Raw genomic sequence first — 24,443 nt, forward strand, 5'->3', positions numbered from 1 at the left:
GGGAGGCTCAAGAGTGAGAGCGGTTTAAGTGATCGCACAGCTAGTCCAGAGTTGCAAAGCAGTCCTGTGAGTCCAGACCAATCAGAAAACCTTCAGGCATCGGCAAGTGGTGGTTCTATTGTTGCTGAGCCTAGTCTAAAACCTGACACAAGCGGTGATAATGTGCAGACTCAATCACAGTTAATTGCTTCTAATTCTTCTCAGAAAGGTGAGTCTTTTGAACAATCTAACTCAGATGAAAGTTCAGTTGTGAACAACTCTAGTTCTGAGAACCTAAGTTTTAATGAAACAAACGCTGGTGAAGCAGCGATGGTTAGCAATAGAGAAAATTCATTTGAAGAGAGAAACCCTTCTGGCCTACATCCTGTAGCTGGTGGTGAAGTCACTAGGACCGAGTCACAAGAGGTTGGATTAAGGCAAGTTATTGATAATACAGAAATGAGCAATGATGCATTATTAAAAGCGGAAAATATCTTGTCTCTAGGTACAAATTCCAATTTGAGCTCATTTACAAAGGAAGAAAAAGCAGAGCTATTAGATTTGGCTGACAATCTAGAGGCAAATAATTACATAGCTGAATCATTACGAATCAAAAGAACGTTGGAGAGCTAACATTGACGATGACATTAGAGCAAGAATCAGCAGCTAACGATGTTAATAATCACTCTTTGATTCTTGCTACAGCAGGTAGTGGTAAAACAAAAACATTAATTGAAAAAGTAAAAAACGTACTAAAAAAATCATATGACAGGAAGGTTATTCTCGTTACATTTACAAATGCGGCCGTCAACGAAATGCAAGAAAGGTTGGAAATAGCTCTTCCACAATCATCAATAAATAGAGTTTCTGTAACTACATTTCACAGGCAGTTTCTTAACCAAACAAAGAAACTCATGCAAGGTAAGCTACTAATTGGAGCAACATACTTCAACTTTATTGATAGGTTGAAGAATTACATCGAAAATGAGCACCTACTACCGGAGTTAAAAGTAACATTCAATGACATTACGAGCATTTTGAATGATCAGCCATTAGATGAAAAAAAAGGGTTTGATAAAGACGCTGTTAAGCTAGTTAAAGAATGTTATCAAGAGTTAAAGATAAAGAACCACCTTTATGACTTAGATGACGCAACCAGGCGCGCGGTAGAAGGAACTTTAAGTGGGGAAATACCGCTATTAAATTGTACAGACCTAATGATTGATGAGTTTCAAGACACAGATTTACTACAATATGAGTGGATTGCCCTGCAGGGGCGCGGAGGGATTAATCTAACACCTGTTGGAGATGATGATCAAAGTATCTACTCATGGAGAGGCGCTAGAAGTTATGAAACAATGCTTAAGTTTAAAGATGAATTTAAACCCAATATTCATATGCTTGCAAAGTGTTTTAGATGTAGACCTGAAATAATAGATGCCAGTAAAAATCTAATAGAATTTAATAAAGATAGAATTCCCAAAGGTATGGTTTCGGGGAAGGAAATTGGTGGCACTGTTAAAACATACATACATAAATTTAAAAAAAGTATGCTGTTAACATTTTTGGAGAACTACAGTAAATATGATGGTGAGTGGGCGATCCTAAGCAGAACTAATGTTGCATTGGACTCAATAGAAGAGTTTCTGATAGAACATGAAGTAGCGTATTCAAGAAACAATCAAACAAGTATTTTTAAAACAAGCGCTGGTGATTTTGTAATTAAACTGTGTTCTTATCTTTTAAATAAGTTTGCACACTACCATTTGTCAGAAGTTTTAGGGTACTTAAAAGAGGATGAGAACCTAATTCCTTTAATTTCTGAAAGTATCAAGAGTAATTCTGATATTGAGTCATATCTAAATAATTATGGTCAATCAATTAATGGAACGGCTTTTGAAATGTTCTATTCAAATTATTATTTATTTGAAAATACTCATGATTCTAAAGAGATAAACACCAGAATTGATTTGTTGATTGATTTCATCATAGAGCGCCGCTCAAAAGGCGACAAGCTGAATAAATGCGCTGTTGAAACATTACTTCTTGAAGGGCTCAAGACCAAAACAGGCTCTTGGTTCGAAAGAATTAAGCTTTACTCAGATAAAATTAAAGAGCAAAACAGCAAATCTGAAATTGATAAATCAGTAGTAACTTTAACCACATACCATGGCTCTAAAGGCCTAGAGTGGACTAATGTGGCTATTTTTGATGTTATCCATGAAACAATGCCAAATATGCAGTCACCAATCGATGAGGAAAGACGTTTGCTGTTTGTTGGGATGACACGCGCTGAGCAACGGTTATTTATTCATAGCTACTTAAATAAGGCTGATATTGATGATTTAAAGGATGTGGGTGAATTGGCACTATTCAAAAAAGATTACGAATATAGCCCGCCAATAACATCAGATATTAATGATGTTTGTTTTCCAAGCGAGTTTATCGAAGAGATTTACTACACTAACGATTAATCAAATGTTGTTTGACTTATTTCTGGAAATTTAATCTTTTGTATTGTTGACTAAAAATTTATAAGCAATTATATTGATTATAACCCTAAAGGTTCAGCCTTTAGGGTTAATCAATCAACACAGACTATCAACGTCACAACCACTCCTCTGAGTCATTATCGGAATACAAATTTCCAATAATGATTTCTCAATCCACTTTACCTTTTAGGTCTTTGATTTTTGCACTATGCATAATTATGCCTATTGGTATTTAAAGTGGCTTCTAGCTGTTGAAGTTAAATCTCAGCGTTAATACCTTCTTGGTATTAAGACGGTTGAAGTGATTCTTTCACAAATACCTAACCAATTCCTATACGGGATACTCTTCTGTATAGGAATCGAAATCTCATTCGATGCGACCGCTATACAGATCTACTTATTTTTAGTTCTGCGTTTTCGGTCAAATGCATTGGAGGAGATTATGGATATCATTCTTATATTACTGGCGTGCACATATGTTGCAATCAAAATTCACAGCATTATCGTTAAGCCAATTCTATCAATAGCTAGTTCAAGCTGGGGTTAATTTGAATAAACTAATTCCAACCTACTCGGGCTACAACAATCACAATCAGTTAAAGATTCAGAGTGTATATTGCATTGTATATGACAGGTTAACGTTAAAAGTTTTAGCAACAGCTGAAACACATAACGAGGCCAGTCAAATAGCAACTGAGATATTCAACAAAGACAAAGTATTCGCTGTTCCCGGTGAAATTAGGTTTTCAGATGAGAGTATTTCACATAGTAATATTCTTGGAATGAACCTTGTTAATTTTGAATTCTTTGTTGAAGCAAATATGAGTCATCCACTGATTAAATCAACTTTCACAGGCGAGCATTAGCTCCCTGTGAATTTCCTTACTGGTTATACCTATGCAGCTTGAAGCAGGATGCTTAGGTATAACCAATAAGGAGAAACCTATGTTTGAAGATTCCGCTATTCATATTTTCGACAAATCAACATCAACACTTACATTATTCACGGGTGAGATAAAACAGATTGATGTTAATCATTTAGACAAACCAGACTACCTATCAGCTGTAAAGCAAAAGGCCATTTCTAGTGGCTTAATTGGCGAAAGCGATTTTGTATGTGAATGGGATGTTTAACAGATAGTAGGGTAAACCTTACTCTCTGAATGGGCTTTATATATTAGAGTTTATTCAAAGGGTTACGGTGAATATTGCCGTTATTTTTGATTAAGTCGCGCGATATTTTCTTTATGTAATTATATCTACATCAGTTGTGATGATTTTATAACTTTATAAAAGGCTTATATATGCGTACTGCAAAAGATAATTCAGCAAGGCTTGGTGGTAGAGTCGCGAGTCTTGATATTAGAAATGGTCAAGATGGGTATTTTGGTACTGTGACAATTGCTTGTGATGACGGCTACTTTAAGAAGTCAAACGAACCTAACGGACAAAGTGAGTGGGTTGACAGAACTTACTTTTTTGATGTCAAAGTGGATAGTCGGTTTTTAAAGAATTTTAAACCAGCTATTGAAGTAGGGGACGAAGTAACTTTAAGAGGAAAACTTGTTCAAGAAAAGTGGACTGATAATGGTGGGCAAAACCGCTCTTCAACAAAGATTAAAGCTATCGAGCTAATTCAACATCTTAGAAAAGTTGAAGTGGAATGTTTAAAAGCCTCTGGCTTAATTGGCAATCAGAACCAACAAAATGGTCACCCACAACAAAATAGTTCTTCAAACTACCAAAGTGCGCCTCAGCATCATAGTCAACAGCAAAATAATGCACAAAACTATCAGCGCAGCCAGCAAGACCAGAGCGCACCAATACACTATCCGCAATCGCAGGGCGGTTTTGCTCCTAAACCTCAACCAGGAGGGTATGGCGGTAGTCAACAATAACAAGCTAGATAAGGTTTCCTAGCCTAGGAATTTGCATGACAAGGATGTTACTTTTGTTTTTTCTAATATTCATAATACCTTTTCGCTTCTCGCGAATAACTCTGCTATGGCAGTTAAAGTTGAATATTAGTTACGCACTCTCAACATCAAGTTGAAAAGCAAAAATCTATTTTGTGAGTGCACACCAAGCAACTTCGTTGCTTGTCTTAATCTCTGAGGGTTTAACCTTCACAGGTTAGTCCTTCAGCTTTTTAACTTGGAGGAGCTTATGAATAACAAGTCAATCGGCGCATATCTACGTCGTCGTGAGCGCAAATTAATTAAACGAGCAAAACGTAATAGATCTAACAAGTTAGCTATTCGCGCAAGCCGTTTATATCAAGAGTCAAACCGCGTTTTCCACGGTTAACTTCTAACTCAACCTATCTACCAACCCAGCAAGGGAATTTTCCCTTGCTGGGGATGTTCCCTTTAAAAATCTCTTTGGAGGAGAACATCATGGCTAGACCAAAAAAGGCCATAACCAAAGCTCAAATAAATGCAGAACTTGAAAGAAAGAAGCAGTTTAAACCGAAGCGAAAAACTGATCACTTTCTGTCAGTAAATGCTGAATATACGTGCCATTCGTTAGACGAAGATATCATAACAGCTCACCGAGTTGGTAAAGTTGCTCTTGGGCAGGATGTATTTTTTAGTTTAATGGATGATTGTTTGGATGCTGCAAGAGGTGAATATTACATTCATTGGTCAGACGAGAACATTAAGGCGTTATGGGAAAGTATTTTGTATCGTTCACTTGGTATGCTTCGATATGCTAAAGCGAATTCAGAGATACTAAACGACGAACTTGAATGGATTTGCTCTGCAAATTTTGATTATGTATGCCAGTCTCTAGATTTAGATGCTTGTTTAATTAGAATTGCAGTACCACAGATCTTACAACAGTATAATCAACTTAATGAAATACTTGTAACTAACAAATACGCTAAAGCTCTTTGTGAATACAAGCACTTCATCTTAAATGGTAGCAATTGCTCATCGTCTAACTCTCATCTTTATAGTGACTTAGAAGGGCCAGACATCCCTCCTTGGCATGATCTAAAGTTTTAGGAGTTGATAATGGAAATTTATCCTACTCATGAGTCTTATACTTGGATTCTACTTGATGATAATGTTACTGAGCGAAAACTGCTATTAGGTCAGAGTGATGAAGGCTATCACTTTGGTCATATTGATGGTTGGCCAGACTCAGTTGAAGTTTGGAATTCTACCAGTTATGCAACTGAGGAATTAGCAGCAGAGGCTCAAGTGAATTTTATGCTAGACCTTGCAGTTGAGGATGAAACAGAAGCAGCATTTGAATATTGTTCTGTTCTAGACTTACCAAACCTTCATCTTTATGAAAAAAGTTATATAGACTTTTTAGAAGTACCATTTTAAATATTAAGAAATCAAACCCATCAAGGGACACTACACCCTTGACGGGATAAGTGTCCCTCAAAAATCTATTTGGAGGAGACACAATATGAATACTCAAGCACAATCAAACGTATCTACAATTAAACCTGCAACTAAAATTGATTATAACGAAATGATAGAAGTTGATGCTCATGAGCGTTTTCCTGAAATCTTCGACCCTAATCAATACAAGATTAAAATTCGTAAACACCGCCACCCAAATTGTCAAAAAGCTGACATGCATTATACGCCTGATGAAGCAACTCTTCGTAAAGCGTTAGCATGGTGGCTTGCGCCCGCTCAACCGAAGCCTCTTGGCTTGGTGGGTGAAACAGGTACAGGTAAAACGGAGTTATTACTATTCATTGCAGATCGCTTTAATGAGCCTGTTTTTATTGAAAAAGTAACCGTAGCCATGAGTGGTGAGCGTTTAGAGGGTGGTTATGAATTAATTGTTGATGGAAAAGGTCATAATGTCACTCGCAAGCGATACAGCCAAGCTGCATGCGGATACAAATACGGTGGTTTAGTTATCTTAGATGAAGTGGATAAAGCTAATGAAGATTTATCAACATCGCTTCATTTGTTTGTTGAAGGCAAGCCTTGGACACTTAGTGTTTTCGGTGAAACCATAAACAAACATGCTAACTGTCGAATAGCTGCTACAGCAAATACTACCGGTGGTGGGGATAGTGATAGGTATATTACTTCACAGCGTTTAGACCAAGCATTACGTTCGCGTTTTGGTTGGTTAAAAACTAAATATCCAAGCAAAGCAGTTGAGTTGGAAATTTTGGAAAAGAATTTTCCGAAACTAACATTGTCGATTCGCAAGCTTATGGTACAAACAGCTGACTCTTTAAGAACAGCTGCATTAGGTAAAGATCACGATGGCAACATCGATAATGGATTAGGGTGTGTTTTTTCAACACGAACTTTAGTCCACTGGGGTTTTTACATGATGACATTTGGTGCCAATCGTTCTCCATATGAGTCATTTGAATTTTCGTTTTTAGGTTCCATTGATAATGATGAAATTGAAGAGGTTAATTCTGTTGTTCAACGAGTATGGGGTGATGATATTAAAAAACCACTTGGCGAGTTAATTCAAAAAAAGTAACCATCTCAAACACTAACACATCCTCTGACTCGGCTAACTTAAAAGTTGAGAGAGGGGACACAGTGTTTGAGTGCTTTGAAGTTGAAAATGGTCGTTTTATTGGTTTTAGCTACCAACCATCAAATGGTAAATACCTCCGCATTGAAGGGGGGAAAGGCCCACTTAAAATTGACAATGTAAGAGACATTAAAGCAATGAGTATGTCTGAGTTAATTCAGGCAACCGATAAGATTGATTACATTAGGAACGGCAATCCTTATTTTCTTATTCATTCGGATGAGAAAATGAAGAGCTGTGACTTTGTAAACTGTCGAGCTCAAGTTATGTTCAATGCTCAAGGTAACCTGAAATGCAATAACCCGTTTGATGTTTATCATCATGCCGGTGAAGGTAAATATTGGGCTGTAACATCATTCCAAAATACGACATATGTGTTGTTCAAGAATGATAATACTGAATGGAAATGGGTTTTTATATCTGTAAACGGTGAGAGAAATGCTCTTGCCAAAAATAAAGAACAAAGAGGTTATTCACTTATGGGAATAGGCCACTTTAATCAAAATACATGGGATATTGAAGTGATGTAACCAATCACATGTCCTATTAATCAACCAACCCTTTGGGGAGTACTTTCCCCAACAGGGAAGTCTCCCCTTTTTTTATATTAAATTGGAGGAGACAACATGTCTTTATCAAACGAAGCAATCGCAAACGGCAAAGAGTTAACAGAACAAAACATTTCACTTAAAAATGGAGCATGTTTGTTAGGTTGGCAATTAAGATCGCCATGTGGTGAATCTACTTTACCGAACGCAAAGATAGAACTAGATGGTCAGAAAGTATCATCTAATCAAATCAAGGGGAGTAAATTACAGTGGTTTCCTAGAAGCAAGCTGAAGCTTACAACGAAGTACAACAACCGGCTTACACGAACTTTTAATAGTTATGGTGTTAAGTATGGAGACTTTACGGTTGTCCCAACGACCAGGTTAGATGAGCTTAAGTCAGAGCTTGATGGAATAAAGCGTGATTGGCAAGATGAAGTATCAGTATTAATTGCTGAATATGATATTTCAGTTAATCAACATATGGCTGAAAATTCAGATATCGCTGCACTGATCTATAAATATGCTTTATCTCAGGTTGAGTTCCAATCAAAATTCAAACTGTCGTTTACAAAGCCTTTGGCTATGAAAGCGCTTTTTGATGATGATGAAGACGATATCAAAAACGATGTTGCAGAAACTCTTTGGCAAGAAATCGCTAAAGAAGCAGGCAGTGTATATAAAACAAACTGGTTTAAAGACAAAGCGCCAGTTAATCGCGTAAGCCAAAAAGTACGTTCACCATTTAGAAGAATGATGAATAAACTTATTGATTTATCATTTGTAGATAATGGTATTGAAAACGTGGTTAGTACAATACAGGAGGTTTTAAATAACTTACCTTCTAGTGGCTACATTGAAGGTCATTCATTTTCAGAGTTAACCAACTGGTTACTCGTAATGAGTAATGAAGACACACTTCGCCTTCATGCTGAAGGAAAACCTCAATATAGTGCAACACCAGAGCCGGAAGTAATTACACATGAGGATACCGACGTAGCGAGCCTTTTCGTTTCAGGTAAATCTAGTGAAACTGCTTCTGAGAGTTCAATCATTTTAGAAATAGCTGATCAAGAAAATTCAATTGAATTTGACCTAGCGCCTAAAGAAGAAACCGTTTTTTTCGAGCCCGCGGAGCGTAACAACTCTTTAGGTGATTTTGGATTTAATTGGTAACAAATTAAGGAAGCAATCTAGCTTCCTTTAATTCTAAACCCACAGGGGATACTCACCCCTTGTGGGTGTATCCCCCTCTTAAACATTTCTGGAGGAGATGCAAATGAATAAATCAAAACTATTAAAACGATTTAGAATGCTTTCAAGAGTAATGAGTAACCGTGGTGACATTACGATTAACTTAACTGGTAACAGATGCTATACAGATTACAACAGCATTACTTTACCCGTAGGTGATCTTGAAAACCCCGATTATCTCGAACTTTTGGAAGGCGCTATTGATCATGAAGTAGGACATCTACGATGGACCGATAGAACATGGACAGCTAAGTCGTATGAAAAAGGGGGATTTTTCAATGCTATTAGAAATGGCATTGAGGATATTCGTATGGAAAGAATGGTTTGTCTGGAGTGGCCGGGCGCCATCTTAAATTTATCTAAGATGGTTACTCAAGGTATTAAAAAGGGATGGTTCAGTAAACCAACTGATAGCTTCCCACCTTCATTACTGCTGCAAGCTGTAGTTGTATATTATGGTCGATATAAAATTAACAACCAAGTACAACTAAAGGAGTTCTGTGAAATTGCATTAGCTTTATTAACTGATTGTATTGGCCAAAAACCAGTACAAGATTTAATTTTGTTATTGGATACGATACCAACGCTTCAATCTAACCAACATAGTTATGAACTTACAGAACAGATCATTCAATTACTTAAAAAAATAGAGTTTGAACCGGGCGATAGCCAAGGTGATGACTCAGGCGATAGCCAAGGTCAAAACTCAAATGTTAGCCAGCAAGTTATTAATTTTGTAAATGAATGCCTAAACGCCGATGAAAGTCAGCTCATGGCAGATTTGCATGAACAAGTTAATAACGAGCTAGAGAAAATGGCCGATGAAGTAAGATCAAGTAATGATATGGAGCAACTAATTGAATTCAATGCTCCTTTAATATCAAAAAATGATCGTGGCACAGTTGGTACTGCAGCGCTAAACCAAGCTAAGAGACTTTCAACACCTATAAGTCGAGAACTCCATAAAATAATTTATGGGTTAGACCGAAAAAGTGTGAATTTTTCTAAGCAAGGTAGAACTGTTGAGGCAAATAGACTTGCTGGAGTAAAAGCTGGTAATTTTAATGTTTTTAAATCAGAAAGAATTACTAAAGCTCCAACAATGGCGATATCAGTTCTCGTAGACAGGTCTAGTTCAATGAGTGCTGATGATATGAATGGTGTTAATACTTCTGCGCTTGCAATTAACTTAGCAATAGATAAGTTGAAAGGCGTAAATAGTGAATGCATATATTTCAGTGCCGGTTACCTATATGAAGCAAAGTGTTTTAAATCAACAACTAAAGCCGTTAAAGATAACTTTAGAGTCAGTAGTAGAGGCGGAACACATACAGGGTTAAGTCTTTATTCTGTAATTCGTAGGCTGTCACTTCGTGTCGAGCAAAAGAAAGTTGTTTTTATCATTACTGATGGTCAAGCAAGCGATCTAAAGTATTTAGAAAAGTCGATTGAAATGTCGGAACTTCTAGGTATCCAAATTGTATGCATTGGCATAAACACTGGAATGCTTTATGGCTTTGAGAATCAGGAATTACTCAACATTCAAACCGTTGAAGAGTTACCTTCAATTCTAAAACAAGTAATTAAAAATAAATTAATTGCTTAACCAAGTAATGCGCCCTTTTGGACGCATTTTAAAGCAAACACAATGTTTTAAAATGCGGCTATAAGCTGAACAATCATCATGTGAATAAGTCTTAACTTGATCTGCCAGATTTGATTTATAGAGTTGAATTAAAACTGACAGTGAATAGCCAATAAAGGCCTCTGGCAAACTCATTTTGACTGGCAACTAACAAAACTAAACGGACGCTGACAGCTACTTCTAAGTAGCTAGTATTCACCTTCAACTCTAATTTAATAGCTAAGCTGATTCCAGTTCATAACACTGCTGTTTAAGCCAACGACCTAATTTCATAATATCAGGTTGCCTAGCTCGTGTTTCCTTATAGACAAAATAGAAGTTATCTCCGGTATTAAGCTCGTGCATAGGTATGCGCACAAGACTTTGCTGGCGATCCTGATCATCCATCATGTAATTATTAATGAGGGTAATTCCCAAATTATATCGAGCCGCTTCAGCGGCAAGTAAGACATGACTAAATTGATTAATTTTGACGTCTTTGGGTAATTCAAATTTACCACTCATACACCAACGTAACCAGTCGTCACCAAGACTTTCATTTGTATCTGAGTATTGTACTGATAATAACGGGTGTTGCCATAATGAATCAGGTAGAGGCTTATTTCTTAACTGCTGCCAAAGCTTTTTTCCACACACGGGATAAAGTTTTTCAGTAAACATGAATTGATTGACAAAGTTACGTTCCGGTGGATTCACTGAAATAAAACAATCCGCAAATTGGTCATTATAATCCGGTTGATCCCCGACCATATTTAAAGTTATTTCTATTTCTGGGTGCTGATTTCTAAAATCTTCTAACTTCGGTATCAACCAGTTCACCGCCACAGAGCTATATAAAGCCAAACGAAGATTGCCTGATTTCCCGTGACGTATCATTTGACTGGCATTTGATAGATTTCCTAATGAGTTAGTCACTTCTTCAAAGTAACGTTCCCCGACCTTAGTCAAGGAAAAAGAACGCCCCTGTCGGTTAAACAGAGTTCCACCCAAATAGTCTTCGAGTAATCGAACTTGGTGACTAACCGCACTTTGAGTCACATTGAGGTGCTCAGCAGCTTTGGAAAAGCTATTAAGTCGCGCAACAGCTTCAAAGCATTGCAGGGCACGTAATGGAGGCAACTTCATTATAAATTTAGCTCATACTAAAAAAATTTTAAACATTATACATCATATAAGGTATGGAATACGCTAACCGTTTTACAAACGTAACTCTATTAATTCAGTTCCATTGACATTTTCTAGAATGTAGCAGGAGTAATGAAATGCCCAAAATAACTGTCGGACTCGCGATGACATTACTTATCATCGGAAATATAATTGGTGTTTTTTCTGACGCTTTGATAAAAACTCTGCCAGCAGATACTGCCATATACCAATTTGTATTATTTCGTCAATTGACCGCAGTGCTGATTCTACTTCCATTTTGTCTACTCAGTAATAAACAAAGCCTCTTCGCTGGCCTCAAATGGCACTTTATACGTGGCCACATTTGGTTATTAGGGACAATATTTATGGTATTCGCTCTGGGCGCTCTGCCGTTAGCTACCGTAAATGCTATTTTCTATACAGCGCCTTTGCTTATGCTGCCGTTAGCCATGATATTGTTTCAGGAAAAGCTGACTAGCCACTCAATTGCTGCTGCTGTTTTGGGCTTTATCGGCGTACTTATCGTGGTCAAACCAACACAAATTAATTGGGCAGCGATTGCCGCCCTTGTCGTCGCATTGACTATGGCTGTAAATAATTTATTGGTTCGTAAATTACCTCAGCATCATAATGTGTTCCAAACTTTAATGCTCACCAACCTAGTAGGTATCCCAGCCGCACTTGGGTTGGCGTTATGGGAAGGCAAACCTTGGGACTGGACTCCAATGTTAACGGCAACAGGCTCCAACACTTTTATCCTAATTTATGCTGGTATATGTGTATTGGTATATAGAGCAATCGAAGCCAGTAAAATTTCCAGTGCCGAATACACTGGTTTATTAGGTGCTGTAGTTGTAGGGGTGCTGTGGTTCGATGAAATACCGGACCTGAGCTTGGCTATAGGATCTTCTTTAATTATTATTCCGCTGATTTGGTTAGCCAAGATAGAAGCAAAGATAAAGCAAACAAGTAAAATAATATAAATGGTAAAGTTAATCTAACTTTCCAACGTGACCGCGTTTGGGAACGAGCGTTTAACTGCACTCCCATGTGGGATAAATAATAACTAGTTAATTTTTGGAATATTATGACTGAAAATAATTTGATATTTTGTGACTATAGTAACTCTTATTTAGAAGACTGTCTTTGGGCTGGATATCGATCCTAAAATAAACCGTGCTCATATCACTTAGATTGTGACTTCTCCACGGGTGCAGGCTAATGGCATCGGAACGGCAATGATGTCTTACGCTAAGAAAATGGCAAAGGACAGTGACATGAAAGTTATAGATATCGCCGCCAGTCATCTTTCAGCTCCTTTCTTCGAAAAATTTGGGGCAAAGACAATTTTAGAAATCTGTGTGATTCATAGAGATCGTTTCAATTTTGCGATCTCTAAATCCCTTCTGTAATTGGATAATTGAACACGTTCATTATGCGCTTGATAAAACCCCTCAATTTCATCTGAAAATGGCGCTTGTTCACTAACTTCAAAATACCTTTCTATCGGCGTTTTTCCATTGTGAGCACTATGTGGTCTCTCCCAATTGTAATAGTGCTGCCACTCAGAAAGTTGCTCGTGAATATCTTCAGATTCCAAATCAACAGTTGCATAAAACTCAGCTTTATCTGTTTTTTGAGAGCGTTCAACTTTGCCATTAAGGTGCGGTGAAGCTGGCTTATTTGGTCGGAATTTTATCTTGTATCTCATTAATAACTTTTGCACTTTTTCAGCAAAAAATCCTGTACCTCGGTCTGTCTGAAATCGCTGTATAGGGAATAGCATTTCTTCAATTACAGACTCTACAAAGTCAATGGTATTAGTGGCACTACGTCGCTTATAAAGCCTTAACACTCGATAGCGTGTACAGTCATCAATAGCTGTGTACTGGTATAAATTAGGGGCTATTTTAAAGGTGTCCATTTGAACTCTTTCGCCAGGAATAGGCTTAGAGTATCTTTTGAAGTCAAGCTTTCTACGATAAATAACTATAGGGTCAACTTGGTGCTTTTTAAGCACTTTATGAATAGTAGCTAGCCCTAACTTAATTTGCTCATTTCTAAGCAACTCACTTTGGATTCTTCGAGCGCCTAAGTTTCTAGATTTTCTTAAGACTAAAATCTTAGCTTCCAATTCTGGAGACATTTTTTGATTTGGTGAACTGTGGGGTCTTTTACTCAAACTTTTAAGGCCATCAAGACCTTGCTCTTGATACCTAGACCACCACTTTCGTAATGTTGGCCTAGATATTCCACAACGCAGACAAACTAAACCTGCGTTGTTTGTTTCTTGATAAAGCTTTATCCACTTAAGTCTTTGTTGAATTTCATCGTTCATAACATCCAAGTATAGAAAGGATGTCTATGAATCACACACACTACTACATATAAGCCAAATTGATTTTTTTGCATTTATCATTAATTTAATGATGGCACCTTGCTATCAAATTTACCGTAAGGTAATTAATTTTGATAAAGCATAAAAGCTACTCAGATCCTTGTATTTGTGTAGAACAAGTACCGACGTCTCGTTGTTACTTTGGGTTTAACCCTAGATTTAGCATAAGCGAGTTCAGCTTGCTTGTGTTCAACAAACTTAAATCAACCCATAGGGGATTATTATCCTCTGGGTAATTGTCTCCGCTTAATGTTTCTTTGGAGGAGACAATGACTATTTCTAACTTAAAACTAAATGAAGAAACTGGTAAATATATAATCACGTCAGAGCTTAGCTCTGATGAAATTATTGAAACAGCCAAGAAGCTTCTAAACAATAGGCTGAGACGAGGTGCTATTTTTAAGAGCCCTACCCAAGTCACAGATTATCTAGAGGTCCATTTAAAGGGATTGGAGCATGAGGTCTTTTACATGCTTTATCTTGATAACCAAAATAGACTTATAGACAAAGAAATACTGTTTACCGGAACGATAAATGCTGCAAGTGTTTATCCTCGGGAGATTGTAAAAAGTGTACTAAAAAAGAATGCATCTTCTGTCATTTTAGCGCACAACCACCCATCAGGTATTGCCGAACCATCGCAAGCAGACAAGCTAATAACCACTAAGATCCAACATGCACTCAATCATATTGATGTACAAGTGTTAGATCACATCATTATTGGCGAAAATATTGTCTCTTTTGCTGAGCGCGGTCTTATCTAACTCAAATTAAAACCATTCCTTGTGGGGATACTTCCCATAAGGGGCGTATCCCCTTTTTTGTACTCTTTGGAGGAGATACGTATGAATAATTCAATTAAAAAGGCAATTATGCCAATCCCATCGTCAATACCTAACACTGAAGTGAGAGAGATACATATTGGCGGTAAAACGATTCTTTCATTACGTGCTAAGTGGGGACCTTTATTTGAAGGTCAACAACGAGCTCAAGCTCAAGGCTAAACGTATGAGTTAGCCTTAGGGCTAACTCTTCTTTTTATTCGAGGCGACCACCTAAAGCGCCTTGTATTCAGGACGCTTTAGGGTCGTCTTGAGGAATAGGAGAGTTGTAATGATTGAATCAAAAATAGATAAAGTACTTGCTTTAGTTAAGTCAAATGGCGGGTGGTCTTCTGTCTACTCAGCCTACCCAGGACTTAATGAAGCAGTTTCAAAATCAAATAACCACGGTGGTTCACCACAAGTACCATGCCCAAAAACTGGAAACGGAAGAACTAAGTTTCGCCTTTTCCGAGATTGGGTTGATACCGGTGGTGCATACCATAACGATGTAGGTGCTTTACCCGGTGGAATAGATGTAATTGCGTTTATGGAGAGTTGCTCAAAAAGCCACGCTTTAAACAAAATAATCGATATCTGTGGTGGTGACTTATCAAGCATCTCGCGCGAATACGTTAAAAATGTGAAAGCTTCACAGCCAAAAGGTATTAACGATGATGAAAAAGCAAAACGAGTTGCAAAACTTGAGAAGCTATTTCAACACGCTATTCCTGCAGCTCATGATCAATCTGGTCGGATACAAGCTTACTTGAACAGCCGTGGACTTAAAACTGATGCGAAAACTTTACCGTATACACTTGGGTATGCTGATGAGCTTTGGTGGGGAGATGGTCAGTCTAAACCTAAGAAACTTCATGGTTTACTAGGTTCAATGACTGATCCAGATGGTAATCGGATCACGATTCATCGAATTTTCCTTAACAAGCAAGGCTTAAAAGCAGATGTACCTAATGCGAAGATGTTAATGCCTCCGCCCAGCTATATTGGTGGATGTTCAATTAAAATTGACTCACCAGTAACTGAAGGTGATAACACCTTTATTGGCGTATGTGAGGGAATTGAAACTGCATTAGCTGTTCGTGAGGCTACAGGTTGTCCTATGTGGTCATGCTATTCGGACACATTACTAAAAATGGTAAAAATTCCAGATAGTGTGACTTCAGTATTAATTTTTGCTGATAAGGATGCATCTGGAGCAGGTCAAGAAAAAGCAGAAGCATTAGCTGCGAGGCTACGTAGAGAAGGAAAGTTTGTTGATATTTATATGCCACCTTTAGATATACCTAATGGCAGCAAAAGTATGGACTGGCTGGACACCTACAACTTAGCAGGCCCTAGTGCTTTTTCATTTCGCTTACCTGTTGACATCTCTGTTAATACTGGAGGTGTCAAATGATTAGCGTTTCTGGTCAAGTTTACAATGACACAAATGGAACACTATTACAGACTTTAGAGCTGAATAGTGTTGCCCCTACATCTAACTGTAAATCAGGTTTTTGTGGGGCGTGTCGCATCAAATTACTAAAGGGCAATGTCGAATATATCGATGAACCAATTGGCTTTACAAATGAAGGTGAGATATTACCTTGCGTTTGTAAGCCAAAAGGTGACATTGAGGTTGAAGTAACCTTTTAGATTTTTACAACCAACCCATGCGGGGAGCCCCCCGCTTGGGAAGCTCCCCCTTTCTTTGGAGGAGCAATGAGTAAACATCATATTGAAATGGCAAAAGCTGGTGATTCTCAGCTACGTCATTTCGCAGCATACCGTAATGGATACTATCCAGATATGGTTATCAGACACTTCATAGCAAAAACTACTCACTTTTTATTAATTGAAAAATATAGAAAGACTGTAGATTTGCTTGTGATACACAATGTGACAATCGCAAATGCCTGTGAAACGGCAGAATTGCTATTTGAAGCATAAACAACCCTTGGGGGATTACTCCCTCAAGGGTGTGAACCCTCAAATTTACTTTGAGGAGATTCAAATGAATTGCTTATGAAAAACAAAATGCTAAATAAGATCATGGTTGAACTAATCTTATTAGCAACAATTGTTGGCTATATTCCAGAGCTCTCTGTTAGTGGTTTTGCGGATATGTTTGGCCGTGTGGTTTCGACAACAAAACATGCTACGAAATTCAAATTCAAGGACTTATAAAGCTAGTCATTGCTTTTGTTTGTATGTTGGCATCTGTTGTGATAGGTTTCTATATAACTTTCCTAAATGGTTCCGAGGAGGACGATCAAGATGAATGAAATCCAAGCTATTGGTTTGACCTTTTTCATTTTTGGTAATGTAGTTTTTTTCGGTAGTTATTTATGGATGCACCACCGAATAAGCAAAAAATAAAATAAGAAAAGACCGTTAATCGGTCTTTTTTTTGTCAAAATTTGAAGAGAGGAGCTACTGCGCCTAGAACAATAACCAGTAAGGGGTAGACGCGAAGCTCTTCTATATTGCTGAAAATAGAAAAATTTCAATCAATTCCAAGAGTGTGAGTAGAATAAAGATTCATACCAAGTATTAAACTATCATCCTAAAATGGCAGCGATTGCATCGGTACGCTGCCATTTCTAAAACGTTTTTGCCCCATTGTGTGCTAGTACACTTTTTCTTTGCACTTTACGAATGCTTTTTCTAATCGTTGTGGTGTCTTGTAATGTGAGAGTTTACAAGAATATCGACGTGAGCTTAGCCCTCAGTCCTCCATGAATTGTTAGATAGTGTTTCTAGTCACCATTCACTAACCTATTGACTAATATCGACTAAAATATGAGTTGTTGTTACACTGGAATAAACTTAGATAGCTCACTGGAGAACACATGAAAGATTATATGAATCAACTCGATCAAGAGACTAGGAAAGTAGATTTTGATTCATTTGATATATCTGTTAAAGAGTTGATTTCTATGGCGAATGAATCAATTATCAACATTGCTCCTGAGTACCAAAGGCAATTTCGTTGGCCCGAAGATAACCAGTCTAAACTTGTAGAATCTGTTTTATTGGGAATACCTATTCCTAACTTGTTCATGGCTGCAAATAGAGATGGATCTTGGGAGTTAATAGATGGCGTACAAAGGCTTAACTCATTGATTCATTTTTGTGGGACCCCAGAGCAAATAGAAAGTTTTGGGCTGGATAAGCCTCTTAAACTTAAGGGGCTAGATATCCTGTCTGAGTTCAATGGAGCAACGTTTAATGATCTGCCTCATTCACTTCGTTTGAAGTTCAGTTTACGTCCGCTTAAGGTAACAACACTAAGCGATAAAAGTGATCTAAAAGTACGATTCGACCTCTTTGAGAGATTGAATACTGGTGGAATCAAATTAACTCCTCAAGAAATTCGAGCTTGTGTATTTAGAGGGCAATTTAATGATTTTATCATTGAACTTGCAAAAAATGATGACTTCAACAAAGTTGTTAATGTGTCATCAACTAAAGCGAAAGACGGTACCAGAGAAGAGCTTGTTTTGAAGTTTTTGGCTTACAAAACAAAACGTGATGATTTTAAACACAGTGTAGAGATATTTCTAAATGACTTTATGGCCGATGCATCGGTACATTTTAACTATAAGAAGTATAGAGAGCTGTTTGAAAAAACATTTGAATCACTAAGAGCTGTCTTACCTAATGGAATTAAACGCGGCAATAAAGGAAGTACACCACAAGTGCTTTTTGAAGCCATTGCTATTGGAGCTGCCGATGCTATTGAAGAAGGAGTTGATATTAGCGGATCAAATGTAGCCAACTGGATTGATGATGAAGAGTTACGCCGCTTGACAACTGGAGCCACAAATTCAGGGCCTCGCTTACGCGAAAGAGTCGAGTATTGTCGAGTTAGGTTTGTAGATAATGTTTAATGATATTGATGCTGGTGTTATGAATCGCTTGAGGCAACTAGATTCAATACTAGAGTATTTGTCAGATGAGGCACTGACTGAAGAAACTAAAAATTCAGACTTCTATCGTGCTCAGAAAGGCTTGGTGTTTGTTGCAATGTATGCAGCACTTGAGTTCGCAATTACACAATCAGTCACACGAGCATTAGAAGTTATTGGGCAAGAAGAAGCTCCTGCCAATCATTTTAAAAGTGCGGTATTGTGCTCGCTGTTTGATTCTCATTTTAAAGCTCTTCGAGAGTGCGGAGCCTCCAAAGTGTGGGAAAATCGTCATAAACTTGTTCTCGCAGTAACAAGTGATACTGAAGTGACTAATGTTGACAGTTCTGTTTTTCCATCAGGTGGCTCAATGAATATTTCTATTAAACAGCTAGAGAACGTGTGGAATTTTTTTGATTTAGAACGCTCACCACTGCCAGAAGGTGTGCAGCACTTTGTCTTAACCGAAGTCAAGGATCACCGTAACGCGATAGCTCATGGTAGAGAGACCGCAATTACTATAGGGCGAAGGTTTAACGTTACGCAGTTAGATAATAAAGCACGCAGTATAAAGCTTTTATGTCTTCACATTACTTCTTCGTTTGCCTCTTATTGTGCTGAAAAACGATATTTTGTTGCGGATACTGTGGCATAAAAAGCAACTGCTTTGCCATACCAGTAGTTATTCATGGATTGCTAATGCTCGATTTTTCGAAATTCATTTCTTTCCAAATCCTAATCAGTAATACATCCACTATCCTCATAGTGACTTTTAAATAGGAGGTCACTATGAAACCAGAACTAAACCACAATGCTACTGGTGTGAAACGTCCTTTCAAGCTTGAAGAGATTTGGCGTATTCGCACTCGAATTGAAATTCAAAACAACTTGATGCAATTAGCTTTACTGAATTTGGCTATAGATAGCAAGCTAAGATCATGTGACTTACTCTCTTTAAAAGTTCGAGACGTCACTACTCTCGATCAAGTATTTGAAAGGGTTCAATTAACGCAGAAGAAAACTGGGATCGAAGTTCAATTTGAGATAACTCCGAGAACACAACAAAGTATTATCCATTGGATTCAAGAAGTTAAATTGCAACCCAGTGATTATTTGTTTCGGAGTATACGTCGCTCTAATCAACCAATAAGCTATTCATATTACAGGTCTATCATCAGGAGCTGGGCTGAGCAATTAGGACTTGATTGCGACTTGGGGACAAGAAAACCTTCGATGATAAAAACGCCATATCGATTGCACAACCTCTCTGCGAAGCAATAATGTCGATGACCGCTCGTACCCGTTTATCCTCAGGGCGCGATGAAAGCGCAGGACTATAGACTAGCCCTACCGCTTTATTTACTGTTTTCCACACTTTGTCGATATCGACGTCAGTAAATAGATGCTGAGAAATGGATCCCAATTCTTTGCTAGTAAGCGGCAGAGTATTAATTCCATCACTCCTGGCTTGACGTAAGGCTTTGAGAAATTGTTGGTTTTTCCTATCTTCAGGCTCTAAATAGATGACTACAATCTGATTGTCCTGTGCCAAAACCTTGTGAGGGACATCTTCGAAAATCACAATACATTGTCCGGTGTGAATACTTTGTGCCTTGTAATCTTGAACCGAGATGTCTTTGTCTAAACCAATGCAAATTTGGACAGCATGATGTGCATGAACATCATTATCAGGACTGATTCCGATGTAAATCGCTTTGTAGGGCCACAAATGAATATGCATGGCTGACTCAGTATCAAAAGTTCAGGCTATTGATTTTTGCCTTATAAATCTACACAAATGACGAATGTTAGCCGATAGATACACGTTGAGGCGAGTGCGCACAGTGAAACTGTGTGCTTCTTACACTTTTAAGTGTGTAAATAATTTAAAATGCCACAGTCCCTAATGGTTTTGTTTTGATCACACTTTGACGCCATATTTTCGAGTGATGACTTTAATGCGTTTAGCTCTTCAATGCGAATAATGACGTCTGATAAATGCTTAGCTATTAACGTATTGATATTTGAACAGCTCTGATCTGGCTTCGAACGACTGTCCATGAGCGTTTTTACTTCCATGATAGACATATCCAATGAACGACACTGTTTAATAAATAGGAGTTGTTCAATAGTCCCCTTGTCGTAGACACGATAATTTCCACTTGAGCGCTTGAGCTCAGGCAATAGCCCTTTCTTTTCATAAAAACGAATGGTCTGAATACTACAACCTGTCGTCTTTGCGACATCACCAATTTTCATTTTTTCTCCTAACCGTTGACTCTATACCAAGTATAGACTTTATACTCATACTATTCATCAGTAAAGAGTGTGTTTCTAATGAGCGGATGTGGGTGCGAAGTTGAAATAAAAGACCAGTCTCAACGACAGGTTTTGTATTGGCTTTTGGGAATAAACGCGACAATGTTTGTTATAGAAATGGGGATCGGGTTGCTTGCTCATTCAACCGCATTAATAGCCGATTCACTTGATATGCTCGCCGACGCAGTTGTATATGGTGTTGCCCTTTATGCTATTGGTAAATCGCTATTGCACAAAGCCAATGCGGCTAGAATTAGCGGCTTTTTTCAGATGGCACTGGGTGTGTTGATTATCATTGATATTGTAAGACGGTCAATTTACGGTAGCGAACCTGTATCGGGACTAATGATGGCTATGGGGGCAGTTGCACTGGTTGCTAATGTCATTTGTCTTGTGATCATACGCAAACAAAGAAATGAAGAAGTGCATATGCGGGCAAGCTGGATATTTTCAGCCAACGATGTGATTGCCAACTTAGGTGTTATCTTTGCTGGCGTTTTGGTGTTTTGGCTCGATTCTCGATGGCCTGATCTGGTTATCGGTGTGATAGTTTCGTGCGTTGTGTTGCGCGGGGCAAAAATGATCCTCGAAGATGCTGGAAATGAAAGACAGCGAGCGCTTAATGCGCAAAGTTGATAAGAAAATGCCAATTTTTAATTGCACATCAAAACTGCGTAGGTTGGCATGGCTACTTATTACTTTGCTCATGTGTCAATCGGGCTTTTCGTTCGCCGCTCAATGCGATGACTACCCTGCGGAGGTATCGTCAGTCCCTGAACAATCAAAGTCGATAGGCACTTATGATGTTCCCGAAAAAAATGTAAATGCTGGTGATAATACGTCGAGTGAAGAGTCTAAGTGTTTCCATTGTGTGCTGTGTCAATGTGGACAGATTAAGTTTCTGGCACAGCACCCAATAAATGACGTATCTAAACCGTTATATACCAATCAATACAGTTATTCCCGCAACGTCACTGACGGCCTAGTCGAAGGCCTTTTGCGCCCACCTCAACATTAATCCATTCCCTCCTATATGTTTGCATGGGTGCTTTCCATGTATGTCGTTATCTTATGAACAAAAGGTTCTTTTATGAGTTCTTCACGCCCATTGGGCATAAAAAAAGCTAGCTCAGCGTATCTGAAATTGATATCTGCTGCACTGGTAACCATGAGCATATCTGTTCAATCTGCCAATGCGCAAAAGTCTTCAATCACGCTTGAAAATGCGCTCAAACGCACATTATCAAACAACCCAGATTTAGTTGTGTTCGAATTTAAATCTTCGGCTTTGGATGGTGAATCAAAAATGGCCAGCTTACGACCTGAAATGTCTGTTGGGGTTGAAGTTGAAAATGTGTTGGGAACAGGCGAAGTGTCTGGTATCAAAGATGCCGAATTGACACTGACCTTATCGTCGGTCATCGAGCTTGGAGATAAAGTCAGCGGCCGAATGAATGTGGTGAGTTCAAAAAAAGCACAACTGCTTACACAACGGCGCATTCGCACGCTGGACATCTTGGGTGAAACAACTCGACGATATATCAATGTCATTGTCCAACAAGCGTTGCACAAGACTGAGCAACGAGCTGAAATGCTGGCTCGCACAATGCTTCAGACAGTCTCTACACGGGTTGAAGCGGGGGCTTCTTCACCACTTGAGAAAAAACGTGCAGAGTCAGCGTTGTCGCAGGCGCGTTTGTCGTTATTGATAAGTGAACAAAAACTCAATGAGTATAAACGCGACCTGGCCATCATGTGGGGTGACACTAACGCTGCGTTTGCGGAAGTTGAAGGGACACTGTTATCGTTTCCAAATTCACTATCACTTGAACATATGCTTTCACAGCTTCAAAGCAATCCACACGTTCTGCTTTATGCTGATAACTATCGGGTACAAGAGGCCAGATTGAGAGTGGTTCAGGCCAGTCAGCAGTTCGACATTGCGTGGGAAGCCGGTATCCGAAGAATGCAGGGAATTGATGACACAGCGTTAGTCGCCAGTATTTCGGTGCCGTTAAATACCAAGCAGCGGAATCTAGGTGAATACGAACAACAGCGCGCATTGCTTGACAGTATAGACTATCAAAAACAAGCGAAAATTCGTGAACTTACTCGCCAATTAAATCAAGTCATTAGCGCAAAAGACCAAGCCTTGCTCACTGTTACGACCCTTCAAGACAATGTCGTCCCAACATTGGAATCTGCATTGAAATTGGCGCGGGATGGCTATGAAAGTGGTCGCTACAACTACATAGAGTGGGTGACAACGCAACAGCAACTCATAGATATGCAACGAACTATGATAAAAGCCGCAGGCTTAGTTCACCTTCGAAGCGCAGATCTAGAGGCACTTACGGGAATTCCCGTGTTTTCTGACTCTCCCTCGACGTCTGCTCAATCATCACAATGAATAGAGAAAAAATAATGAATAAATCACAATTTACATTAGTTACTAGCGCACGTGACTTGCTTGGCATGTTAGTCATGCTAGTTACTTTACTGTTTGCTTCTGTCGCCCTGGCTGATGATGACGATGAGGAAGCCGAAGAAAGACCCGAGTACGTAGTGTTATCTCAAGAACGGATGCTTGAACACGATATCGTGACTGCATCGGCCGCATCAGGAACATTATCGCTCACAACCAGAACCTTTGGGCGGATAGTTCATGATCCTGCGTCACTGAGTCATATTCGTGCCCGCTTCGACGGTGTTGTAAAACGTATCATGGTGAATATTGGAGATAAAGTAGAAAAAGGTGACACACTGGCAATCATTGAGTCAAACGAGAGTTTAAATCAATACTCAATCACCTCACCGATGTCTGGAAAAATCATAGCTAGACACGCCAATGATGGTGAGCTCACCAACGGTCAAGTACTGCTTTCTGTTGCTAATTACTCTCGCGCAATTGCTCAATTGGCTATTTTCCCCAAACAACGTACTCGTATTGCCGCTGATATGGAAGTCACTTTAAGGCTTGAGGAATTGCAGCAACAATCAAGTATAAGCCACATTACGTCCTCACCTGATGACAAACCTTATTCTATCGCGTTTGTGAACGTTGATAATGGCAGTGGTTATTGGCCTTTAGGCGCTATGGTAGAGGGTTATATTCAGATTGGGTTCCAAGAAGTCAATCTGGCTCTCCCCAAAAGTTCAATACAAGAGTTAGATGGGCAAACCATTGTTTTTGTCAAAGAAGGGGAGCGATTTTACCCCCGCCAAGTAAAGCTTGGGAACACGGACAACCGTTTAGTAGAGATTGTGAAGGGCGTTCAAATAGGCCAGCAAGTCGTTGTAGAAAATAGCTATCTACTAAAAGCTGATTTATTAAAAATGGAGGCGGGCGATGATGACTAATTACCTGCGCATTTATTGTCAAAAGCAAAGCCAAGTC

30 protein-coding genes and 1 pseudogene are annotated in these 24,443 nt (G+C 38.7%); 27 read left to right on the forward strand and 4 right to left on the reverse strand.

Going from position 1 to position 24,443, the window contains the following annotated elements:
* The 12 genes from CWB80_RS09675 to CWB80_RS09725 form a co-directional block, all read left to right on the forward strand.
* On the forward strand, nucleotides 1-612 hold a 612-nt coding region (locus CWB80_RS09675), incomplete at its 5' end, for a hypothetical protein (protein ID WP_212751494.1).
* Between the two features lie 8 nt (nucleotides 613-620).
* A complete protein-coding gene (locus CWB80_RS09680) occupies nucleotides 621-2,453 on the forward strand; it encodes a UvrD-helicase domain-containing protein (protein ID WP_138600927.1) in 1,833 nt (610 codons plus the stop codon).
* 566 nt (nucleotides 2,454-3,019) lie between these two features.
* Nucleotides 3,020-3,337: a hypothetical protein gene (locus tag CWB80_RS09685; protein ID WP_036973816.1), complete on the forward strand. Its 318-nt coding sequence runs from the start codon at nucleotides 3,020-3,022 to the stop codon at nucleotides 3,335-3,337.
* Nucleotides 3,338-3,416: 79 nt separating this feature from the next.
* Complete coding sequence (locus CWB80_RS09690; protein ID WP_138600925.1) at nucleotides 3,417-3,605, forward strand: hypothetical protein; 189 nt, start codon at nucleotides 3,417-3,419, stop codon at nucleotides 3,603-3,605.
* Nucleotides 3,606-3,775: 170 nt separating this feature from the next.
* Nucleotides 3,776-4,369 carry a single-stranded DNA-binding protein gene (locus tag CWB80_RS09695; protein ID WP_036973818.1) on the forward strand — a complete coding sequence of 198 codons (594 nt, stop codon included), beginning with the start codon at nucleotides 3,776-3,778 and terminating at the stop codon, nucleotides 4,367-4,369.
* A 268-nt stretch (nucleotides 4,370-4,637) separates the two neighbouring features.
* Entirely contained in the window at nucleotides 4,638-4,778 is a 141-nt protein-coding gene (locus tag CWB80_RS22520) for a hypothetical protein (RefSeq protein ID WP_155950871.1), read from the forward strand.
* A gap of 89 nt (nucleotides 4,779-4,867) precedes the next feature.
* Nucleotides 4,868-5,479: a hypothetical protein gene (locus tag CWB80_RS09700; RefSeq protein WP_036973819.1), complete on the forward strand. Its 612-nt coding sequence runs from the start codon at nucleotides 4,868-4,870 to the stop codon at nucleotides 5,477-5,479.
* 9 nt (nucleotides 5,480-5,488) lie between these two features.
* Complete coding sequence (locus CWB80_RS09705; protein WP_138600923.1) at nucleotides 5,489-5,809, forward strand: hypothetical protein; 321 nt, start codon at nucleotides 5,489-5,491, stop codon at nucleotides 5,807-5,809.
* Nucleotides 5,810-5,894: 85 nt separating this feature from the next.
* Entirely contained in the window at nucleotides 5,895-6,947 is a 1,053-nt protein-coding gene (locus CWB80_RS09710; protein WP_138600921.1) for an AAA family ATPase, read from the forward strand.
* Nucleotides 6,948-7,009: 62 nt separating this feature from the next.
* On the forward strand, nucleotides 7,010-7,534 hold the full coding sequence (locus tag CWB80_RS09715; RefSeq protein WP_138600919.1) for a hypothetical protein: 525 nt from the start codon (nucleotides 7,010-7,012) through the stop codon (nucleotides 7,532-7,534).
* Between the two features lie 96 nt (nucleotides 7,535-7,630).
* Nucleotides 7,631-8,728 carry a DUF3150 domain-containing protein gene (locus CWB80_RS09720; RefSeq protein WP_138600917.1) on the forward strand — a complete coding sequence of 366 codons (1,098 nt, stop codon included), beginning with the start codon at nucleotides 7,631-7,633 and terminating at the stop codon, nucleotides 8,726-8,728.
* 103 nt (nucleotides 8,729-8,831) lie between these two features.
* Nucleotides 8,832-10,412 (forward strand): VWA domain-containing protein, encoded by a 1,581-nt coding sequence (locus tag CWB80_RS09725; RefSeq protein WP_171041513.1) that lies wholly within the window; start codon nucleotides 8,832-8,834, stop codon nucleotides 10,410-10,412.
* 258 nt (nucleotides 10,413-10,670) lie between these two features.
* Here CWB80_RS09725 and CWB80_RS09735 read toward each other — a convergent pair whose 3' ends face one another.
* On the reverse strand, nucleotides 10,671-11,576 hold the full coding sequence (locus CWB80_RS09735) for a LysR family transcriptional regulator (protein ID WP_055022412.1): 906 nt from the start codon (nucleotides 11,574-11,576) through the stop codon (nucleotides 10,671-10,673).
* A 137-nt stretch (nucleotides 11,577-11,713) separates the two neighbouring features.
* Between CWB80_RS09735 and CWB80_RS09740 the strand changes: the two genes are divergently transcribed.
* Together CWB80_RS09740 and CWB80_RS23230 are read left to right on the forward strand one after the other, a co-directional pair.
* A complete protein-coding gene (locus tag CWB80_RS09740) occupies nucleotides 11,714-12,580 on the forward strand; it encodes a DMT family transporter (protein WP_055022413.1) in 867 nt (288 codons plus the stop codon).
* A gap of 213 nt (nucleotides 12,581-12,793) precedes the next feature.
* Nucleotides 12,794-13,009, forward strand: coding sequence for a GNAT family N-acetyltransferase (locus tag CWB80_RS23230; RefSeq protein ID WP_408003019.1), 216 nt, complete (start codon nucleotides 12,794-12,796; stop codon nucleotides 13,007-13,009).
* Here CWB80_RS23230 and CWB80_RS09750 read toward each other — a convergent pair.
* Complete coding sequence (locus CWB80_RS09750; protein ID WP_055022414.1) at nucleotides 12,964-13,935, reverse strand: IS481 family transposase; 972 nt, start codon at nucleotides 13,933-13,935, stop codon at nucleotides 12,964-12,966. The two genes, CWB80_RS23230 and CWB80_RS09750, sit on opposite strands and share 46 nt — an antisense overlap.
* Nucleotides 13,936-14,264: 329 nt before the next feature.
* Between CWB80_RS09750 and radC the strand changes: the two genes are divergently transcribed.
* The 9 genes and pseudogenes from radC to CWB80_RS09785 form a co-directional block, all read left to right on the forward strand.
* Nucleotides 14,265-14,759, forward strand: coding sequence for a RadC family protein (gene radC, locus CWB80_RS09755; RefSeq protein WP_138557223.1), 495 nt, complete (start codon nucleotides 14,265-14,267; stop codon nucleotides 14,757-14,759).
* A gap of 81 nt (nucleotides 14,760-14,840) precedes the next feature.
* Complete coding sequence (locus CWB80_RS22525; protein WP_171041514.1) at nucleotides 14,841-14,999, forward strand: hypothetical protein; 159 nt, start codon at nucleotides 14,841-14,843, stop codon at nucleotides 14,997-14,999.
* A 109-nt stretch (nucleotides 15,000-15,108) separates the two neighbouring features.
* Nucleotides 15,109-16,233, forward strand: a complete 1,125-nt coding sequence (locus tag CWB80_RS09760) for a toprim domain-containing protein (protein ID WP_138600911.1) — start codon at nucleotides 15,109-15,111, stop codon at nucleotides 16,231-16,233.
* Nucleotides 16,230-16,472 carry a class I ribonucleotide reductase maintenance protein YfaE gene (gene yfaE, locus CWB80_RS09765; RefSeq protein WP_036973826.1) on the forward strand — a complete coding sequence of 81 codons (243 nt, stop codon included), beginning with the start codon at nucleotides 16,230-16,232 and terminating at the stop codon, nucleotides 16,470-16,472. The genes CWB80_RS09760 and yfaE overlap by 4 nt, the downstream gene beginning before the upstream one ends.
* A gap of 66 nt (nucleotides 16,473-16,538) precedes the next feature.
* Complete coding sequence (locus tag CWB80_RS09770) at nucleotides 16,539-16,766, forward strand: hypothetical protein (RefSeq protein ID WP_138600909.1); 228 nt, start codon at nucleotides 16,539-16,541, stop codon at nucleotides 16,764-16,766.
* An 87-nt stretch (nucleotides 16,767-16,853) separates the two neighbouring features.
* Entirely contained in the window at nucleotides 16,854-17,003 is a 150-nt protein-coding gene (locus CWB80_RS22530) for a hypothetical protein (RefSeq protein ID WP_161805764.1), read from the forward strand.
* Between the two features lie 665 nt (nucleotides 17,004-17,668).
* The gene (locus CWB80_RS09775; protein WP_036973828.1) at nucleotides 17,669-18,709 is read left to right on the forward strand and encodes a DUF262 domain-containing protein; all 1,041 of its coding nucleotides are present in this window, start codon (nucleotides 17,669-17,671) and stop codon (nucleotides 18,707-18,709) included.
* The gene (locus CWB80_RS09780; RefSeq protein WP_036973829.1) at nucleotides 18,702-19,382 is read left to right on the forward strand and encodes a hypothetical protein; all 681 of its coding nucleotides are present in this window, start codon (nucleotides 18,702-18,704) and stop codon (nucleotides 19,380-19,382) included. Before CWB80_RS09775 ends, CWB80_RS09780 begins: the two co-directional genes overlap by 8 nt.
* Nucleotides 19,383-19,516: 134 nt before the next feature.
* Nucleotides 19,517-19,942 (forward strand): annotated as a pseudogene (locus CWB80_RS09785) (tyrosine-type recombinase/integrase); the annotation flags it as partial.
* On the opposite strand, the gene CWB80_RS22535 reads toward CWB80_RS09785, so the two are convergent.
* Nucleotides 19,902-20,468: a hypothetical protein gene (locus CWB80_RS22535; protein ID WP_036973830.1), complete on the reverse strand. Its 567-nt coding sequence runs from the start codon at nucleotides 20,466-20,468 to the stop codon at nucleotides 19,902-19,904. The pseudogene CWB80_RS09785 and the gene CWB80_RS22535 sit on opposite strands and share 41 nt — an antisense overlap.
* 128 nt (nucleotides 20,469-20,596) lie before the next feature.
* Nucleotides 20,597-20,986, reverse strand: coding sequence for a Cd(II)/Pb(II)-responsive transcriptional regulator (cadR, locus tag CWB80_RS09790; RefSeq protein WP_004588587.1), 390 nt, complete (start codon nucleotides 20,984-20,986; stop codon nucleotides 20,597-20,599).
* A 78-nt stretch (nucleotides 20,987-21,064) separates the two neighbouring features.
* Here cadR and CWB80_RS09795 point away from each other — a divergent pair, with 78 nt between their 5' ends.
* From CWB80_RS09795 to CWB80_RS09810, 4 genes are all read left to right on the forward strand, one after another.
* Nucleotides 21,065-21,682: a cation efflux transmembrane domain-containing protein gene (locus tag CWB80_RS09795; RefSeq protein WP_036973831.1), complete on the forward strand. Its 618-nt coding sequence runs from the start codon at nucleotides 21,065-21,067 to the stop codon at nucleotides 21,680-21,682.
* Nucleotides 21,669-22,064: a hypothetical protein gene (locus CWB80_RS09800; RefSeq protein ID WP_004588585.1), complete on the forward strand. Its 396-nt coding sequence runs from the start codon at nucleotides 21,669-21,671 to the stop codon at nucleotides 22,062-22,064. The genes CWB80_RS09795 and CWB80_RS09800 overlap by 14 nt, the downstream gene beginning before the upstream one ends.
* 72 nt (nucleotides 22,065-22,136) lie before the next feature.
* The gene (locus CWB80_RS09805) at nucleotides 22,137-23,456 is read left to right on the forward strand and encodes a TolC family protein (RefSeq protein WP_051501955.1); all 1,320 of its coding nucleotides are present in this window, start codon (nucleotides 22,137-22,139) and stop codon (nucleotides 23,454-23,456) included.
* 14 nt (nucleotides 23,457-23,470) lie between these two features.
* Nucleotides 23,471-24,406, forward strand: coding sequence for an efflux RND transporter periplasmic adaptor subunit (locus tag CWB80_RS09810; RefSeq protein WP_036973832.1), 936 nt, complete (start codon nucleotides 23,471-23,473; stop codon nucleotides 24,404-24,406).
* Nucleotides 24,407-24,443: the final 37 nt, after the last annotated feature.

The sequence above is a fragment of the Pseudoalteromonas sp. S1650 genome, assembly GCF_005887195.1.
Lineage (GTDB): Bacteria > Pseudomonadota > Gammaproteobacteria > Enterobacterales > Alteromonadaceae > Pseudoalteromonas > Pseudoalteromonas simplex.

What these genes read in the sequence shown, in the direction of transcription:
- CWB80_RS09775 (WP_036973828.1), top strand. Translation starts at nt 17,669, where the DNA reads ATGAAAGATTATATGAATCAACTCGATCAAGAGACTAGGAAAGTAGAT.
- CWB80_RS09740 (WP_055022413.1), top strand. Translation starts at nt 11,714, where the DNA reads ATGCCCAAAATAACTGTCGGACTCGCGATGACATTACTTATCATCGGA.
- CWB80_RS22535 (WP_036973830.1), bottom strand. Translation starts at nt 20,468, where the DNA reads ATGCATATTCATTTGTGGCCCTACAAAGCGATTTACATCGGAATCAGT.
- CWB80_RS09805 (WP_051501955.1), top strand. Translation starts at nt 22,137, where the DNA reads ATGAGTTCTTCACGCCCATTGGGCATAAAAAAAGCTAGCTCAGCGTAT.
- CWB80_RS09695 (WP_036973818.1), top strand. Translation starts at nt 3,776, where the DNA reads ATGCGTACTGCAAAAGATAATTCAGCAAGGCTTGGTGGTAGAGTCGCG.
- CWB80_RS09760 (WP_138600911.1), top strand. Translation starts at nt 15,109, where the DNA reads ATGATTGAATCAAAAATAGATAAAGTACTTGCTTTAGTTAAGTCAAAT.
- CWB80_RS09700 (WP_036973819.1), top strand. Translation starts at nt 4,868, where the DNA reads ATGGCTAGACCAAAAAAGGCCATAACCAAAGCTCAAATAAATGCAGAA.
- CWB80_RS09800 (WP_004588585.1), top strand. Translation starts at nt 21,669, where the DNA reads ATGCGCAAAGTTGATAAGAAAATGCCAATTTTTAATTGCACATCAAAA.
- CWB80_RS09725 (WP_171041513.1), top strand. Translation starts at nt 8,832, where the DNA reads ATGAATAAATCAAAACTATTAAAACGATTTAGAATGCTTTCAAGAGTA.
- CWB80_RS09720 (WP_138600917.1), top strand. Translation starts at nt 7,631, where the DNA reads ATGTCTTTATCAAACGAAGCAATCGCAAACGGCAAAGAGTTAACAGAA.
- CWB80_RS22530 (WP_161805764.1), top strand. Translation starts at nt 16,854, where the DNA reads ATGCTAAATAAGATCATGGTTGAACTAATCTTATTAGCAACAATTGTT.
- CWB80_RS09750 (WP_055022414.1), bottom strand. Translation starts at nt 13,935, where the DNA reads ATGAACGATGAAATTCAACAAAGACTTAAGTGGATAAAGCTTTATCAA.
- CWB80_RS22525 (WP_171041514.1), top strand. Translation starts at nt 14,841, where the DNA reads ATGAATAATTCAATTAAAAAGGCAATTATGCCAATCCCATCGTCAATA.
- CWB80_RS09795 (WP_036973831.1), top strand. Translation starts at nt 21,065, where the DNA reads ATGAGCGGATGTGGGTGCGAAGTTGAAATAAAAGACCAGTCTCAACGA.
- radC (WP_138557223.1), top strand. Translation starts at nt 14,265, where the DNA reads ATGACTATTTCTAACTTAAAACTAAATGAAGAAACTGGTAAATATATA.
- CWB80_RS09710 (WP_138600921.1), top strand. Translation starts at nt 5,895, where the DNA reads ATGAATACTCAAGCACAATCAAACGTATCTACAATTAAACCTGCAACT.
- CWB80_RS09680 (WP_138600927.1), top strand. Translation starts at nt 621, where the DNA reads ATGACATTAGAGCAAGAATCAGCAGCTAACGATGTTAATAATCACTCT.
- cadR (WP_004588587.1), bottom strand. Translation starts at nt 20,986, where the DNA reads ATGAAAATTGGTGATGTCGCAAAGACGACAGGTTGTAGTATTCAGACC.
- CWB80_RS09735 (WP_055022412.1), bottom strand. Translation starts at nt 11,576, where the DNA reads ATGAAGTTGCCTCCATTACGTGCCCTGCAATGCTTTGAAGCTGTTGCG.
- CWB80_RS09770 (WP_138600909.1), top strand. Translation starts at nt 16,539, where the DNA reads ATGAGTAAACATCATATTGAAATGGCAAAAGCTGGTGATTCTCAGCTA.
- CWB80_RS09690 (WP_138600925.1), top strand. Translation starts at nt 3,417, where the DNA reads ATGTTTGAAGATTCCGCTATTCATATTTTCGACAAATCAACATCAACA.
- CWB80_RS09810 (WP_036973832.1), top strand. Translation starts at nt 23,471, where the DNA reads ATGAATAAATCACAATTTACATTAGTTACTAGCGCACGTGACTTGCTT.
- CWB80_RS22520 (WP_155950871.1), top strand. Translation starts at nt 4,638, where the DNA reads ATGAATAACAAGTCAATCGGCGCATATCTACGTCGTCGTGAGCGCAAA.
- CWB80_RS09705 (WP_138600923.1), top strand. Translation starts at nt 5,489, where the DNA reads ATGGAAATTTATCCTACTCATGAGTCTTATACTTGGATTCTACTTGAT.
- yfaE (WP_036973826.1), top strand. Translation starts at nt 16,230, where the DNA reads ATGATTAGCGTTTCTGGTCAAGTTTACAATGACACAAATGGAACACTA.
- CWB80_RS09780 (WP_036973829.1), top strand. Translation starts at nt 18,702, where the DNA reads ATGTTTAATGATATTGATGCTGGTGTTATGAATCGCTTGAGGCAACTA.